The sequence below is a fragment of the Pandoraea thiooxydans genome (assembly GCF_001931675.1).
Taxonomy (GTDB): domain Bacteria; phylum Pseudomonadota; class Gammaproteobacteria; order Burkholderiales; family Burkholderiaceae; genus Pandoraea; species Pandoraea thiooxydans.
Genome location: NZ_CP014839.1, coordinates 4186900 through 4201390 on the forward strand (window position 1 = coordinate 4186900; position 14491 = coordinate 4201390).

The following is a 14491-nucleotide window of genomic DNA, read 5'->3' on the forward strand; positions in this document are numbered from 1 at the left end:
CGGAGCGCCGCCATGACCACCATTACCGGCTCGAACGGCCAGTTTTCCAGCAGTTTTCTGGATGCCGTCAACGGCACCGGCGGCAGCAGCGGCGCCTCGGGCTCGAGCAGCGCCTCCGGCAGCAGCGCGACCAGCCTGCAGAACAACTTTCTGCAACTGCTGGTGGCGCAGATGAACAATCAGGACCCGCTCAACCCGATGGACAACTCGCAGGTGACCTCGCAACTGGCGCAGATCAGCACCGTCAGCGGCCTGAACCAGCTCAACACGACGCTCTCGTCGATCACCGGCCAGATCAACTCGTCGCAGAACCTGCAGGCCGCCGGCCTGGTCGGCAAGGGCGTGCTGGTGCCGGGCAGCACGGTGGGCGTGAGCGGCGGACAGGCGACGCCGTTCGGCGTTCAGCTGCCGGCCGCAGCCGACACCGTCACGGTCGATATCGTCAGCCCAAGCGGCGCGACGGTGCGCACCCTGCACGAGGGCGCGCTGGCCGCCGGGCCCCAGGTGCTGACGTGGGACGGCAAGGACAACAACGGCGTCACGGTCGCCGACGGCAGCTACACCGTGAAAGTCACCGCCACCGCCAATGGCCAGAACGTCGGGCCGACGGCATTGAACTATCAGGTGGTCAGCAGCGTGGTGACCGGCGCCAACGGCGCGCCGTCACTCAATCTCGGCACAGGCGGCGTGGTCAGCCTGAGCAGTGTCCAGGAAATTTTGTAGGCGCGGCCTGACGCATGTGCGTCAGCTGCATTCGCTTCCAAGGGGTTTGATATGAGTTTTTCCACAGCTTTGAGCGGCCTCGATGCGGCGTCCCAGAATCTGGACGTGATCGGCAACAACGTGGCCAATGCCAGCACCGTCGGCTTCAAGGAGGGCGAGGCGCTGTTCTCCGACATCTACGCCAACTCGATGTCGGGCTCCGGCAATAATCAGATCGGCATGGGCACGCGCGTGACCGGCGTCGAGCAGCAGTTCACGCAGGGCGACCCGACCGTGACCAACCAGTCGCTCGACCTGGCGATCAACGGCAATGGCCTGTTCCGGCTCAACGACAACGGCACCACGGTGTATTCGCGCAACGGTCAGTTCCAGCTCGACAAGAACGGCTACATCGTCAACGCCAATGGCGATCGCCTGACCGGCTATGGCGCCAACACGACCGGCGTGATCAACAGCGTCAGCCCGCAGGACCTGCAGATTCCGACCGGCTACATCGCGCCGATGGCCACCTCGACGATCGCCGGGCAATTCAACCTGGATTCACGCACCGCGGCGATTCCCTCGACCACGGCGTTCAATCCGGCCGACACAACGACCTACACCAACGGCACCTCGGTCAATGTCTACGACTCGCTGGGCAACCAGCATTCGGTCAACCTGTATTTCGTCAATCGCGGCCCGGACCCGGTCACCGGCCTGGGCACCTGGAACGTGTATGGCACGATCGACGGCAGCACGCCGATCGGCACCGCGCCGGGCTTGATCGACACGCTGCAGTTCAATACCGCCGGCGGGCTGGCCAGCGGCGGCGGGCCGATCACGCTGCCCACCATCAGTTACGGCAACGGCTCGTCGAGCGTGAGCAACATGACGCTGACCCTGAACGGCACCACGCAATACGGCAGCACCTATGCGGTCAACGCGCTGCAGCCCAACGGCTACGCCACCGGCCAGTTGAGCGGGTTCACGATCGGCACCGACGGCATCATCACCGGGACCTATTCGAACGGGCAGTCGGCCACCCTGGGCCAGGTCGCGCTGGCCAACTTCAATAACCCGCAGGGGCTGGTGCCTACCGGCAACAACGCGTGGGTGGAGTCGGCCACTTCGGGCGCACCCAAGGTCGGCGTGCCGGGCAGCTCCAACCTCGGCAGCCTGCAGTCGGGCGCGGTCGAGAGCTCGAACGTCAACCTCACGGCCGAACTGGTCAACATGATCACCGCGCAGCGTAACTACCAGGCCAATGCGCAGACCATCAAGACGGAGAACCAGCTGGTGCAGACGCTGGTGAACCTGTAATGCACGCCGCTCGCTTGCCGCGGAGGACCCCATGGATCGCGTGATTTATCTGGCGCTCAGCGGTGCGCAACAGGCCTTCGAACAGCAGGCCGTGACCGAAAACAATGTGGCGAACGTCTCCACGCCGGGTTTTCGGGCGCAGCTCAGCGCCTATCGGCAAGTGCCGGTGGTCGGCGGCAGCGGCGATCCGACCCGCGTGTTCGTCACCGCCTCGACCCCGGGGGCCGATTTCACGCCGGGTCCGATCATGCAGACCGGCCGCCCGCTGGACGTCGCGGTGCAGGGCGACGGCTGGCTGGCCGTCAATACCGCCAACGGCGGCGAGGCCTACACGCGCGCCGGCGATATCCAGATCAATCCGGACGGCGGCCAGCTGACCATCAACGGCTTGCCGGTGATGGGCTCCAGCGGGCCGCTGGCAGTGCCGCCCGGCGCGGCCATCACGATTGCCAAGGACGGCACCATCTCGGCGCTCGGGCAGGGCGACCCGCCCAACTCGGTGGCGGTGATCGGCCAGCTCAAGCTGGTCAACCCGCCGACGTCCTCGCTGGTGCGCGGCGACGACGGGCTGTTTCGCCTGGTCAGCGGCCAGCCGGCGCCGGCCGATCCGAACGTCACGGTGCTCTCGGGCGCGCTGGAGGGCAGCAATGTCAATCCGGTCACCGGAATGGTCGACATGATCGCCCAGGCACGCGATTTTCAGATGCACATGAAGGTGCTGCAAAACGCCGACACCAACGACCAAAGCGCCAACCAGTTATTGAGCTTCAACTGACGCGCCGCCAGCGCACCCGCCCCCGATTCCCGCAGGAGAACGCCGCATGATTCGCTCGCTATACATCGCCAAGACCGGCATGGATGCCCAGCAAACCGAAATGGACGTGATTTCGAACAACCTGGCCAACGTCAGCACCACCGGCTTCAAGAAAAGCCGCGCGGTGTTCGAAGACCTGATGTACCAGACCATCCGCCAGCCGGGCGCGCAGTCCTCGCAGCAGACCCAGTTGCCGTCCGGGCTGCAGCTGGGCACCGGGGTCGAGCCGGTATCGACCGAGAAGATTTTCACCCAGGGCAACCCGCAGCAGACCGGCAATCCGAACGACGTGGCGATCCAGGGCGACGGCTTTTTTCAGGTCCTGTTGCCCGATGGCACCACCGGCTACACGCGCGACGGCTCGTTTACGAAAGACAGCAATGGCCAGCTGGTGACCGCCAGCGGCTATCCGCTGCAGCCGGCCATCACCATCCCGGCCAACGCCCTGACCATGACCATCGGCACCGACGGCGTGGTGTCGGTCACGCAGCCCGGCTCGGCCGCCAACGTGCAGGTCGGCACGATTCAGCTGGCCACCTTCGTGAATAACGCGGGGCTGCAAAGCAAGGGGCAGAACCTGTATCTCGAGACCGCGGCCTCGGGCGCGCCGAACGTGACCGCGCCGGGCACCAATGGCTCGGGCACGCTGGCCCAGAATTACGTGGAGTCGTCCAACGTCAACGTGGTGGAGGAGCTGGTCAACATGATCCAGGCGCAGCGGGCCTATCAGATCAACAGTAAGGCGGTCACGGCATCGGACCAGATGCTGCAGACCCTGACGCAGCTTTGAGCCCGGCGGGGCAGGTTTTCGGGCAGAACTGGATATGAAATTTCGTTGGGCCGCTTGGTGGGTCGTGCTTGGGCTGCTGTGCCTGGGCGGCTGCGCCTATTTTCCGCAGGAACCCGTGGTGGAGGGGCCGACGACCGCGCGGCCGCCGCCCGAGCCGGTCAAACCCGATCCGGACGGCGCGATCTACCGGCCGGAATTCGCCAACCGGCCTTTGTTCGAGGATTTGCGCCCGCGCAATGTCGGCGACATCCTGACCATCGTGATCAACGAAAAGACCGCGGCCAGCAAGAACTCGGCCACCGACACCAGCCGCTCGGGCAGCGCGGGATTCTCTTTCCCGTCGATTCCCGGGATGGTGGGCGGTCTGTTCAACAACCAGACCACCTCGGTCAACGGCGCGAACCAGTTCGCCGCCAAGGGCGACGCCGATGCCAACAACGTTTTCACCGGCACCATCACCGTGACGGTATTGCAGGTGTTGTCCAACGGCAATCTGGTGGTCGCCGGCGAGAAGCAGATCGCGATCAACCAGGGCACCGAAGACATCCGCTTTTCCGGCGTGGTGAATCCGGCGAGCATTTCCGGCACCAACACTGTGTCGTCCACCCAAGTGGCCGACGCGCGCATCGTCTATCGCGGCAAGGGCGCGATCAACGAAGCACAGACCATGGGTTGGCTGCAGCGCTTTTTCCTTAACGTTTTACCTTTCTGATGATGTTGCCGACCTTATTCCAACGTTTGCGCCTGGCCCGCTGGGGACTGGCACTGCTGGCCGCGGCCGGGCTGGCGGCCGTTGCCGCCGCGCCGGCGCACGCCGAGCGCCTCAAGGATCTGGCCTCGATTCAGGGGGTGCGCGACAACCCGCTGATCGGTTACGGCCTGGTGGTCGGTCTGGACAACAGCGGCGACCAGACCATGCAGACGCCGTTTACCACCCAAAGCCTGACCAATATGCTGTCGCAGCTGGGCATCACGGTGGCGCCCGGCACCAATATGCAGCTCAAGAACGTCGCCGCGGTGATGGTTACCGCGACCTTGCCGCCGTTTGCCCAGCCAGGCCAGCAGATCGACGTGGTGGTGTCCTCGATGGGCAATGCCAAGAGCCTGCGCGGCGGCACGCTGCTGATGACCCCGCTCAAGGGGGCCGACGGCCGCGTCTATGCGATCGCCCAGGGCAATCTGCTGGTCGGCGGGGCCGGCGCCTCGTCCAATGGCAGCAGCGTGCAGGTCAATCAACTGGCCGGCGGCCGCATCAACGGCGGCGCCATTGTCGAGCGCGGCGTGCCGACCACGATGGGCGGCCAGCCCGGCGTGGTGCGCCTGGAGCTGAACACGACCGACTTCGGCACTGCCGAGCGGGTCACCAATGCGATCAACCAGCGCTTTGGATCGAATACCGCCAATGCGCTCGACGGGCGCGTCATCATGCTGCATTCGCCGCTCGATCCGTCGGCCCGCGTGGATTTTCTGGCGCAGGTCGAAAATATCGACGTGCGGCCGTCGCTGGCGCGCGCCAAGGTGATCCTCAATGCACGCACCGGCTCGGTGGTGATGAACCAGACCGTCACCATCGATAGCTGCGCGGTGGCGCACGGCAATCTGTCGGTGGTGATCAACACCACCCAGACCGCCAGCCAGCCGGCGCCGTTCTCCAACGGCCAGACCGTGGTGGTGCCGAATTCGCAGGTCTCGCTGCAGCAGGATGCGGGCGGCCTGCACCTGCTCAGCTCGGGCGCCTCGCTGGCCGACGTGGTCAAGGCACTCAATACGCTGGGCGCCACGCCGGGCGACCTGATGTCGATCCTGCAAGCCATGAAAGCGGCCGGCGCCCTGCACGCCGACCTGGAAATCATCTGAGGAAGCGGTATGAGCGATTCCCCTCTCATCGGACAGCCGGGCGATCTGAGCCAGCGCCTGGCGCTCGACGTGCAAAGCGTCAACGCGCTGCGCCAGGCGGTGCGCACCGACCCGCGCGCCGGCGTGCAGTCGGCCGCGCGCCAGTTCGAGGCGGTATTTACGCAGATGCTGCTGCAGAGCATGCGCGATGCCTCCAGCGTGCCCGGCGCGTTGTTCGAAGGCGACAACCAGACGCAGACATATACCGAGATGCTCGACCAGCAGCTCTCGCAAGAGACCTCCACCAAGGGCATCGGCCTGGCCGACATGATGCTGCGTCAGTTGGATCGTGCCGCCGGCCTGCAGCCCGGCACTACGCCGCTGCGCGCCGCTCCCGCGCCGGTGCCGCTGACCGGCCGCCCATTCGAGGAGGCCGGCGCGGTCGGCGTGCCGGCGCCGCGCCATGACGGTACGGTGGCGGGCAACTTCGTCGACCGTCTGGCCGGCGCCGCGCAAGGCGCCAGCGCGAAAACCGGGATTCCGGCCAACTTCATGCTGGGCCAGGCCGCACTCGAGTCAGGCTGGGGCAAGCACGAAATCCGGCGCGCCGACGGCAGTGCCAGCCACAACCTGTTCGGCATCAAGGCGGGCAAGGACTGGCACGGCCCGGTGGTCGAAGCGATGACCACTGAATATATCCACGGCGTGGCCACGCGCGTGAAGGCCAAATTCCGCGCCTACGGGTCGTACCAGGAGGCGTTTACCGACTACGCCAATCTGTTGCGCGGCAATCCCCGCTATGCGCAGGTCGTGGCCTCGGCGGGCGACGCCCGCTCGTTCGCGCAGGGCTTGCAGCGCGCCGGTTATGCGACCGATCCGCATTACGCCAGCAAATTGATGAGCGTCATCCGCCAGATGACGTGATCGCGGTACCGGAGCGGCCGCGCCGGCGGGCTCAATTTTTCGCGCGCGCGGCCGTTAACACGAGACAAGGACAGGCCGCGCGAGCGAGCGCGGCCGCAACCAACGGATCGCCAGGGACACCATGAGCATTGCAGGCCTGACAAGTATCGGGGTGAGTGGGCTGGATGCCGCGCAGTTCGGACTGACCACCACCGGCAACAACATCGCCAATTCCGGCACCGCCGGCTATAACCGCGAGACCGTCGGTTACCAGGAAGGGGTCGGCTCGTTCGCCGGCGTCGGCTACCTGGGGACCGGCGTGCAGGTCAGCGGCGTCAATCGCGTCTACAGCCAGTTCCTCGCGGCGCAGGTCAACCAGTCGCAGACCCAGTACAGCCAGCTCAATACCTATTACCAGCAGGTGCAGCAGATCGACAACATGCTGGGCTCGCCCACCGCGGGGCTGTCGTCGTCGCTGAGCAACCTGTTCGCGCAGCTGCAGACGGCGAGTTCCGCGCCGGGTGACGCGGCCACGCGCCAGACCGTGCTGGGCGCGGCCCAGTCGCTGGCCACCACGTTCCAGTCGCTCAGCGGCAGCCTGTCGCAGCTGAGCACCAGCGTGAATGGTCAGATCGGCGACGACGTCACGCAAGTCAACAGCTACGCCAAGCAGATCGCCTCGCTCAACCAGGCGATCCTGACGGCCCAGACCAGCAGCAACGGCGCCGCGCCCAATGCGCTGCTCGACCAGCGCGACCAGGCCGTGGCGAGCCTGAATCAGTTGGTGCAGGCCAACGTCGTCAAGGCCAGCGACGGCAGCTACAACGTATTCATCGGCACCGGCCAGACGCTGGTGATGGGGCAGCAGAATTTCTCGCTCAAGGCGGTCCCGTCGGCGTCCGATCCGACCCAGACGACGATCGGTTACCAAGGGCCCTCGGGCACCACCGTGGCGGTGCCCGAGGGCAGCATCGCCGGCGGCGCGCTCGCCGGGCTGCTGAGCTTCCGCGCGCAAACGCTGAACCCGACCCAGAATGCACTGGGCGCCATGGCGCTCACGCTGGCCGACAGCTTCAACGGCCAGAACCAGCTGGGCATCGATCTGAACGGACAGCCCGGCGGCAACATCTTTTCGGTCGCGCCGCCGACGGTGCTGGCCAATGCCGCCAACTCGGCCACCGGCGGCGTGAGCGCGACCGTGGCCAACGCCGCGCAGCTCACCACCAGCGATTACACGCTGGCTTACGACGGCACCAACTACACGCTTACGCGCACCTCCGACGGCACGACCTGGAGCGGCACCTCGCTGCCGCTGAAAAATACCAACGGCACTTATCCGGACGGCTTGCAGTTGAGCGTGACCAACCCGCTTGCCGCCGGCGACAAGTTCACCATCTTGCCGACTCGCGACGCCGCCTCCAGCCTCGCCGTGACCATGACCGACCCGTCCAAGCTCGCGCTGGCCGGGGCGGTGGCCACTGCCAAGGGCAGCGCGAATACCGGCAGCGGCGCAATCGACGCCGGCTCGGTCGACGCGACTTATCTGGCCGCGCCGCTGAGTTCGCCCGTGACGCTGACCTACAACGGCGGGCCGCCCAGCACGCTGAGCTTTTCGCCGGCCGGCGCGGCGGTGACGGCCACCGTCAACGGCACTGCCACCACCTATGCGGCCGGCACCCCCGTGCCGTACACGCCGGGCACGCCGACCCAATTGTCGTTCGGCGGCATCACGGTCAATTTGAGCGGCGCGCCGGCCAACGGCGACACGTTCACCGTGTCGCCCAACACGTCGGGCGTGTCGGACAGCCGCAACGGCCAATTGCTGTCTGCGTTGCAAACGGCCAAAACCATGGCCGGCGGCACCGCCAGCTTTACCGATGTCTACGCCAAGCTGGTGTCCGACATCGGCTCGACGACCTCGCAATATCAGACCACCAGCACCGCGCAGTCCAATCTGCTCAAGCAGGCGACCAACGCGCAATCCTCGGTGTCGGGGGTGAACATGGACGAAGAGGCGGCCAATTTGCTCAACTACCAGCAGATGTACCAGGCCAACAGCAAAGTGATTCAGATCGCGTCGACGCTGTTCGATACGATCCTGAATCTCAATCCCTGAGCCCTCGCCACGCGGAGCAAAGCACCATGCGCATCAGCACCAGCATGATCTACCAGCAGGGCCTGCAGGCGATGCAGGACCAGACCAGCCAGCTGCTGACGATCCAGCAGCAATTGAGCAGCGGCTCGCGCGTGCTCACGCCGAGCGACGATCCGAGCGCGGCGGCCGAAGCCGTGAGCGTGTCGCAGGCCAGTGCCATCAATACCCAGTACGGCGCCAACGACGGCGCCGTGAAGACCGCGCTGTCGCAGGAAGACAGCATCCTGGGCAACGTCACCAACGTGATGCAAAGCGTCATGTCGCAAATCGTCGCGGCGGGCGACCCGACACTGAGCACGGGCGGGCGCAACGCCATTGCCAGCCAGTTGCAGGCCAGCTACAGCCAATTGCTGTCGCTGGCCAATAGCCAGGACGGCAACGGCAAGTACCTGTTCTCAGGCTATCAGGGCAATACCGCGCCATTCGTCGATCAGCCGGGCGGCGCGGTCTACGTGGGCGACCAGGGGCAGCGCATGGTGCAGGTCAGCGCCAATCTGCAGCTGGCCACCAGCGATATCGGCAGCGACATCTTCGCGCGCGTGCAGGGCGGCGCGGCCAGCGACGTGATCAGCGCCAGCCCGAACAACACCGGCACGGCCACCTTCAGCCAGGTGTCGGTGACCAATGCCGCGGACCCGGCCGCCAACGATAAATTCCAACTGTCGTTCACGGTCGACAACACCACCACGCCGCCGACCACCCATTACACCGTGCAGGATCTCACCAACACGGCGAACGCGCCGGTCACCGGGGTATACGCAGCGGGCCAGGCGATTTCGTTCGGCGGCAAGCAGGTGAGCATCTCCGGTGCGCCGGCCAACGCCGACAGTTTCACCATCGCGCCGGCCGCCGGCGCGGGCGGCGGTTCCAGCGCGGTGACCGCGAACAGCGCCAACACCGGCAGCGCGACCTACGGCCCGCTCTCGGTGACCAACCCGGCCGACCCGGCCATCGGCGACAAATTCCAGATTTCCTTCGCGGTCGATCCGCTCACCTCGGCCACCACTTACACGGTGCAGGACTTGACCAACACGGCGGCCACGCCGGTCACCGGCACCTACACGGCGGGCCAGCCGATCGCCTTCGGCGGCCAGCAGCTGAGTTTTTCCGGCAGCCCTGCCAACGGCGACAGTTTCAACGTGACGCCCAGCACGCCGGTCAGCACGAACGTGTTTGTCGCGCTCAGCGGCCTGATCCAGACGCTCAAGAATGCCGGTGACGGCCCCGGCGCGCAGGCCAGCCTGACCAATGCGCTGGCAACCTACAACCAGCAGTTCAGCAATGCGTTGAACAACGTGCTGACCGTGCGCGCCAGCGTCGGCGCGCGCATCGATCAGGTCACCACGCTGAGCTCGCAAAGCAGCAGCAACAATCTGCAATACCAGACGCAGCTGTCGAATCTCATGGATGTCGACTGGAACAGCGCGGTCACCAAATTTTCACAGACGCAGGCGGCGCTGCAGGGCGCGCAGAAAACCTTTCTGCAGATCCAGCAGCTGTCGCTGTTCAGCCTGATCCAGTAGGTCCGGCCGGCGCGCACAGTGCGCGCCGCGGCTCACGGGCCCTTGAGTGCGGCGCTGATCTGATTCATCAGATCGATGCCGGTGGTGAACATATGCTGGAACATCGGCGCGAAGCGCGGCATCAGCAGCTCCAGCACCAGCAGCCCGGTCAGCAGGGTCAACGGGAAGCCGACCGCGAAGATATTCAGTTGCGGCGCGGCGCGGTTGAGAATGCCGAGCGCCAGATTCGCCAGCAACAGCGCGGCGATCAGCGGCAGCGCCAGCAACAGGCCGATCATGAAAATGTCGGCCCCCTTGAGCGCCAGCAGGTGCCAGCCGGCGGCGGCCAGCGGCGCGCCGCCGATCGGCAGCAGCTGGAAGCTGTCGACCAGCGCCGCGAGCATGGTCAGATGGCCGTTGAACGCCAGAAACGCCAGAATGGCGATCATATTGAACAGCTTGCTCAGCACGTCGGTGCTGCCGTCGCTGCCGGGGTTGATCAGCACCGCGAAACTCAGGCCCATTTGCAGTCCGACATAATCGGCGGCGGTTTGCGCGGCGGCGAAGATCACTTGCATGACGAAGCCCAGCGCCACGCCGATCAGCACCTGCTGCCCGAGAATCCATAACCCGGCCAGGGAGAATGGCGTGAGTGCCGGCAAGGCCGGCAGCGTGGGGGCGACGATCAGGGCGATCACGGCGGCCAGGCCGACTTTCACCAGCGTCGGAATATTGCTCTCGTTGAATGGCGGCGCGGTGCTCATCAGCCCCAGGATGCGCACGAACGGCCACAGGAAGCTGACCACCACCGCGCTGAGCTGCGCTTCGCTAAAGGTGATCACGTCACACCGGCGCGGCCTAGCTCACCATGCCGGGAATGGCATCGAGGATCTGGCGCATATAGTCGGTCATCAGGTTGAGCATCCACGGACCGGCGATCACCAGCGTGGCGAACACCGCCAGCAGCTTGGGGATGAACGACAACGTCATTTCGTTGATTTGCGTGGCGGCCTGGAACAGGCTGACCAGCAGGCCGGCGGCCAGCGCCACCAGCAGCGGCGGCGCGGCCAGCAGCAGGGTGATGACCATGGCCTGGTGGGCCAGGCCCATGACGGTTTCGGGAGTCATGATGAACGGCCCTCAGAAAACGAAGCTTTTCGCCAGCGAGCCCAGCAGGAGCTGCCAGCCGTTGACCAGCACGAACAGCATCAGCTTGAACGGCAGCGAGACCGTGGCCGGCGACACCATCATCATGCCCATCGACATCAGCACGCTGGCGACCACCAGATCGATGATCAGGAACGGGATGAAAATCGTGAAGCCGATCTGGAATGCGGTTTTCAGCTCGCTGGTGGCGAACGCCGGCACGAGAATGCGCATCGGCACATCTTCGGGTCCCTGCATCGGCGGGGTCTTGGCGATTTTGGCGAACAGCGCCAGATCGGCCTCGCGGGTCTGCTTGAGCATGAATGTGCGAAACGGCTGCGCGCCGCGCTGCACGGCCTGCTCGAAGCTCAGCTGATTGGCCTCGAACGGCTTGTAGGCGTTGTTGTAGGCCTGGTCGAGCACCGGCGACATGACGAAAAAGGTCAGGAACAGCGCCAGTCCGATGAGCACCTGATTGGGCGGCGTCGACTGCGTGCCGAGCGCCTGACGCAGCAGCGAGAGCACGATGATGATGCGGGTGAAGCCGGTCATCATCAGCAATATTGCCGGCAGGAAGCTCAGCGAGGTCAGCAGCAGCATGGTCTGCACGCTGAGCGAGTAGGTCTGGCCGCCGCCAGGCGCTGGCGAGGTGGTCAGCGCGGGCAGCGCGGCCTGCGCGAACGACAGCGCCGGCAGACCCAGCAGCACCATGGCCAGGCAAGCGGCCGGCAGCCAGCGGCGGCGCGATGGCGCGAGGTTCGACGACGCGTCCATCAGCGGTCCTTGCGCAGCTTTTGTTGCAGGCGTTGCGCGAACTGCATGGCACTGGCGGCAGCCGCGCCGGGCGCCGGCGCGGGCAGGTCGGGCGGCACCTGATCGGCCGCGATGGTGTGCAGCGTGCGCACCTGGCCGGGGGCCACGCCCAGCACCAGCCAGTCGCCGGCCACCGATACCACCACGACGCGTTCGCGCTGGCCCACCGAGGCGCCGCCGATGACCTTGACCGGGCCGCCGGCGAGCGGGCGCTGCAGCCCGAAGCGCTTGGCCAGCCACGCGCAGCCGAAGACCAGCGCGAGCACCAGCACCAGCCCGAAGGCGGCCTGCATGAAACCGGCCGCGCCCAGGCTCGGGACGTCGACCGCATGGGCGGCGGCCTGGCCGGCCGCATGCGCCGGCAGCGCCACGCCGGCGCCGAGCGCGAGCAGGGCGATCCGGGTGCTCAGCGCCGCCCGGGCGGTGGAGTAATGCGGGGATTTCATCGATTCAGTTTGCGAATGCGTTCGGAGGGCGTGATGATGTCGGTCAGCCGCACGCCGAATTTGTCGTTGACCACCACCACTTCGCCTTGCGCGATCAGGTAGCCGTTGACCAGTACGTCCATCGGCTCGCCGGCCAGGCCGTCGAGTTCCACCACCGAGCCTTGCGCGAGTTGCAGCAGGCTCTTGATGGCGATCTTGGTGCGTCCCAGTTCCACCGTCAGCTGCACGGGAATATCGAGAATCATGTCGATATCGTTGTGCAGCGCGGGCGCACCGCTGCCCACCAGCGGTTGAAATGCGGCCGGCGTGGCGGTGGCCGTGGCGGTATTTTGCTCGGCCATTGCGCTGGCCCAGTCGTCCAGCGCGGTATCGGGCGTGTCACTCATGATCCGGTTCCTTGAATGATTCGTTTTGCGCGTGATTGATCATTTGGTTCACGCGCAATGCATACTGGCCGTTGAAAATGCCATAGCCGCACTCCATGACCGGCACGCCGCCGACCTTGGCCGTCAGGGTCTCCGGCATTTCCACCGGGATCACGTCGCCGGCGCGCATATTGACGATCTGCGCGAGCGTGACGTCGACTTCGGTCAGGTTGACCACCAGTTCGACCTCGGCGCTTTGCACCTGTTGCGAAAGCAGGCGCACCCAGCGCTTGTCGACTTCCAGCGCCTCGCCCTGCAACGGGCTGGACAGATGATCGCGCAGCGGCTCGATCATCGAATACGGCATGCAGATATGCAGCTCGCCGCCGGTCGAGCCGAACTCGATGTCGAACGTCGTGGTAACCACCACTTCGTTGGGGGTTGCCACGTTGGCGAATTGCGTGTGCATTTCGGCACGCACGTATTCGAATTCAACGGGGTGCACCGGCCGCCACGACTCGCCGTAGCTGTCGAATACCAGTTGCAGCATCCGCTGGATGATGCGCTGCTCGGTCTGCGTGAAGTCGCGACCCTCGACACGGGTATGGAAGCGACCGTCGCCGCCGAACAGATTGTCGACCACCAGGAAAACCAGGTTCGGATCGAACACGAACAGCGCGGTGCCGCGCAACGGCTTGATATGAACCAGGTTCAGGTTGGTCGGCACCGGCAGGTTGCGGATGAACTCGCTGTACTTCTGCACGCGCACCGGGCCGACCGAGATTTCGGAGCTGCGGCGCATGAAATTGAACAGCGCGATGCGCAGCAGGCGGGAGAAACGGTCGTTGATGATTTCCAGCGTGGGCATGCGCCCGCGCACGATGCGTTCCTGGGTCGCCAGGTTGTACGGGCGCACGCCCGCCAGGTCGATGGCCGCGGAGTTGTCCTCTGGCTCGCCGGTGACGCCCTTCAGAAGGGCATCGACTTCTTCCTGCGACAGAAACTCCTCGTGTGCCATGAGCGACTCACTGAATCACGAAATCGGTGAACAGGACGTTGGTGACCTGCTGCGCGGGCAGCCCGGCGCCGAACGGCTGATCGACCAGGGTGCGGATCTCGCTGGCCAGCTTGTGCTTGTCGGCGATCGTGCCGAGGTCGCTGACCTGCTTGCTGGCCAGCAGCAGCAGGATGCGGCTGCGCACTTCCGGCATGTGTTCGACGATGCGCTGTTGGTTGGTGGTGTCGCTCACTTTCAGTGCCAGCCCGATATGCAGGTAACGGTCGCTGTCGGTATCCGCCAGATTGACCGTAAAGGGTTCCATCGATACAAAAACCGGGGGTGCCGGCGGCTTGACTCGATGCGCATCGGACTTGTTCCGGTGCATCAAATAGACCGCGGCGGCCGTACCGGTCACGCTCATCAGTAGCAATACGATGCCAATCAGGAGCCAGGGACGCCGCTTGGCGGCGGCGGGTTGCGGGGTTGCGGGATTTGCCATCGTAATTACCTGAATCTGGGAAGTATTGTCGGTCACGAATCGATCTTGCGATCGGCCGAATAGAAAGGACAAAGACGTCCTACTCGTGTCTTAACGGCAAAAACCGAAGCGGACTTTAGGCGTATTCGCGCAGGCCAGGGCGAATCAAAGGCAAGCCAGGCGCGGCAAGACGCATCAAGACGATTTTGCCGGCGCGGCGG

The 14491-nt window shown here is 65.4% G+C and carries 16 protein-coding genes; 9 read left to right on the forward strand and 7 right to left on the reverse strand.

Translation table 11 applies throughout. The features are described 5' to 3' along the window. The first annotated feature begins 12 nt into the window (after positions 1-12). The 9 genes from PATSB16_RS19325 to flgL all read left to right on the forward strand — a co-directional run bounded on the left by PATSB16_RS19325 (position 13) and on the right by flgL (position 10043). Positions 13-723, forward strand: a complete 711-nt coding sequence (locus PATSB16_RS19325) for a flagellar hook assembly protein FlgD (RefSeq protein ID WP_047215620.1) — start codon at positions 13-15, stop codon at positions 721-723. A 51-nt stretch (positions 724-774) separates the two neighbouring features. Next, a complete protein-coding gene (gene flgE, locus PATSB16_RS19330) occupies positions 775-2022 on the forward strand; it encodes a flagellar hook protein FlgE (RefSeq protein WP_047215621.1) in 1248 nt (415 codons plus the stop codon). Between the two features lie 31 nt (positions 2023-2053). Continuing rightward, positions 2054-2797, forward strand: a complete 744-nt coding sequence (locus PATSB16_RS19335) for a flagellar basal body rod protein FlgF (protein WP_047215622.1) — start codon at positions 2054-2056, stop codon at positions 2795-2797. A gap of 46 nt (positions 2798-2843) precedes the next feature. Beyond that, on the forward strand, positions 2844-3626 hold the full coding sequence (flgG, locus tag PATSB16_RS19340; RefSeq protein ID WP_047215623.1) for a flagellar basal-body rod protein FlgG: 783 nt from the start codon (positions 2844-2846) through the stop codon (positions 3624-3626). A gap of 34 nt (positions 3627-3660) precedes the next feature. Continuing rightward, the gene (locus PATSB16_RS19345) at positions 3661-4338 is read left to right on the forward strand and encodes a flagellar basal body L-ring protein FlgH (protein ID WP_047215624.1); all 678 of its coding nucleotides are present in this window, start codon (positions 3661-3663) and stop codon (positions 4336-4338) included. After that, positions 4338-5483, forward strand: coding sequence for a flagellar basal body P-ring protein FlgI (locus PATSB16_RS19350; protein WP_047215625.1), 1146 nt, complete (start codon positions 4338-4340; stop codon positions 5481-5483). The genes PATSB16_RS19345 and PATSB16_RS19350 overlap by 1 nt, the downstream gene beginning before the upstream one ends. Positions 5484-5492: 9 nt before the next feature. After that, positions 5493-6386: a flagellar assembly peptidoglycan hydrolase FlgJ gene (gene flgJ / locus PATSB16_RS19355; RefSeq protein WP_047215626.1), complete on the forward strand. Its 894-nt coding sequence runs from the start codon at positions 5493-5495 to the stop codon at positions 6384-6386. A 121-nt stretch (positions 6387-6507) separates the two neighbouring features. Then, a complete protein-coding gene (flgK, locus tag PATSB16_RS19360) occupies positions 6508-8481 on the forward strand; it encodes a flagellar hook-associated protein FlgK (RefSeq protein WP_047215627.1) in 1974 nt (657 codons plus the stop codon). A gap of 26 nt (positions 8482-8507) precedes the next feature. Beyond that, positions 8508-10043 carry a flagellar hook-associated protein FlgL gene (flgL, locus tag PATSB16_RS19365; protein WP_047215628.1) on the forward strand — a complete coding sequence of 512 codons (1536 nt, stop codon included), beginning with the start codon at positions 8508-8510 and terminating at the stop codon, positions 10041-10043. Positions 10044-10075: 32 nt separating this feature from the next. Here flgL and fliR read toward each other — a convergent pair whose 3' ends face one another. From fliR to fliL, 7 genes are read right to left on the reverse strand one after another with little or no spacing between them, the layout of a single operon-like run. Beyond that, entirely contained in the window at positions 10076-10864 is a 789-nt protein-coding gene (gene fliR, locus PATSB16_RS19370) for a flagellar biosynthetic protein FliR (protein ID WP_047215629.1), read from the reverse strand. 16 nt (positions 10865-10880) lie between these two features. After that, positions 10881-11150 (reverse strand): flagellar biosynthesis protein FliQ, encoded by a 270-nt coding sequence (gene fliQ, locus PATSB16_RS19375; protein WP_047215630.1) that lies wholly within the window; start codon positions 11148-11150, stop codon positions 10881-10883. A gap of 12 nt (positions 11151-11162) precedes the next feature. Then, on the reverse strand, positions 11163-11942 hold the full coding sequence (gene fliP / locus PATSB16_RS19380; RefSeq protein ID WP_047215631.1) for a flagellar type III secretion system pore protein FliP: 780 nt from the start codon (positions 11940-11942) through the stop codon (positions 11163-11165). Then, the gene (fliO, locus tag PATSB16_RS19385) at positions 11942-12427 is read right to left on the reverse strand and encodes a flagellar biosynthetic protein FliO (protein ID WP_083566612.1); all 486 of its coding nucleotides are present in this window, start codon (positions 12425-12427) and stop codon (positions 11942-11944) included. The genes fliP and fliO overlap by 1 nt, the downstream gene beginning before the upstream one ends. Beyond that, complete coding sequence (gene fliN, locus PATSB16_RS19390) at positions 12424-12813, reverse strand: flagellar motor switch protein FliN (protein ID WP_047215632.1); 390 nt, start codon at positions 12811-12813, stop codon at positions 12424-12426. The genes fliO and fliN overlap by 4 nt, the downstream gene beginning before the upstream one ends. Further along, the gene (gene fliM / locus PATSB16_RS19395) at positions 12806-13810 is read right to left on the reverse strand and encodes a flagellar motor switch protein FliM (protein WP_047215633.1); all 1005 of its coding nucleotides are present in this window, start codon (positions 13808-13810) and stop codon (positions 12806-12808) included. Before fliM ends, fliN begins: the two co-directional genes overlap by 8 nt. A 7-nt stretch (positions 13811-13817) precedes the next feature. Next, positions 13818-14291, reverse strand: coding sequence for a flagellar basal body-associated protein FliL (gene fliL, locus PATSB16_RS19400; RefSeq protein WP_047216774.1), 474 nt, complete (start codon positions 14289-14291; stop codon positions 13818-13820). Positions 14292-14491 lie beyond the last annotated feature (200 nt).

Coding starts and splice junctions, on each gene's coding strand:
- PATSB16_RS19325 (WP_047215620.1), top strand. CDS start 13: ATGACCACCATTACCGGCTCGAACGGCCAGTTTTCCAGCAGTTTTCTG.
- flgE (WP_047215621.1), top strand. CDS start 775: ATGAGTTTTTCCACAGCTTTGAGCGGCCTCGATGCGGCGTCCCAGAAT.
- PATSB16_RS19335 (WP_047215622.1), top strand. CDS start 2,054: ATGGATCGCGTGATTTATCTGGCGCTCAGCGGTGCGCAACAGGCCTTC.
- flgG (WP_047215623.1), top strand. CDS start 2,844: ATGATTCGCTCGCTATACATCGCCAAGACCGGCATGGATGCCCAGCAA.
- PATSB16_RS19345 (WP_047215624.1), top strand. CDS start 3,661: ATGAAATTTCGTTGGGCCGCTTGGTGGGTCGTGCTTGGGCTGCTGTGC.
- PATSB16_RS19350 (WP_047215625.1), top strand. CDS start 4,338: ATGATGTTGCCGACCTTATTCCAACGTTTGCGCCTGGCCCGCTGGGGA.
- flgJ (WP_047215626.1), top strand. CDS start 5,493: ATGAGCGATTCCCCTCTCATCGGACAGCCGGGCGATCTGAGCCAGCGC.
- flgK (WP_047215627.1), top strand. CDS start 6,508: ATGAGCATTGCAGGCCTGACAAGTATCGGGGTGAGTGGGCTGGATGCC.
- flgL (WP_047215628.1), top strand. CDS start 8,508: ATGCGCATCAGCACCAGCATGATCTACCAGCAGGGCCTGCAGGCGATG.
- fliQ (WP_047215630.1), bottom strand. CDS start 11,150: ATGACTCCCGAAACCGTCATGGGCCTGGCCCACCAGGCCATGGTCATC.
- fliP (WP_047215631.1), bottom strand. CDS start 11,942: ATGGACGCGTCGTCGAACCTCGCGCCATCGCGCCGCCGCTGGCTGCCG.
- fliO (WP_083566612.1), bottom strand. CDS start 12,427: ATGAAATCCCCGCATTACTCCACCGCCCGGGCGGCGCTGAGCACCCGG.
- fliN (WP_047215632.1), bottom strand. CDS start 12,813: ATGAGTGACACGCCCGATACCGCGCTGGACGACTGGGCCAGCGCAATG.
- fliM (WP_047215633.1), bottom strand. CDS start 13,810: ATGGCACACGAGGAGTTTCTGTCGCAGGAAGAAGTCGATGCCCTTCTG.
- fliL (WP_047216774.1), bottom strand. CDS start 14,291: ATGGCAAATCCCGCAACCCCGCAACCCGCCGCCGCCAAGCGGCGTCCC.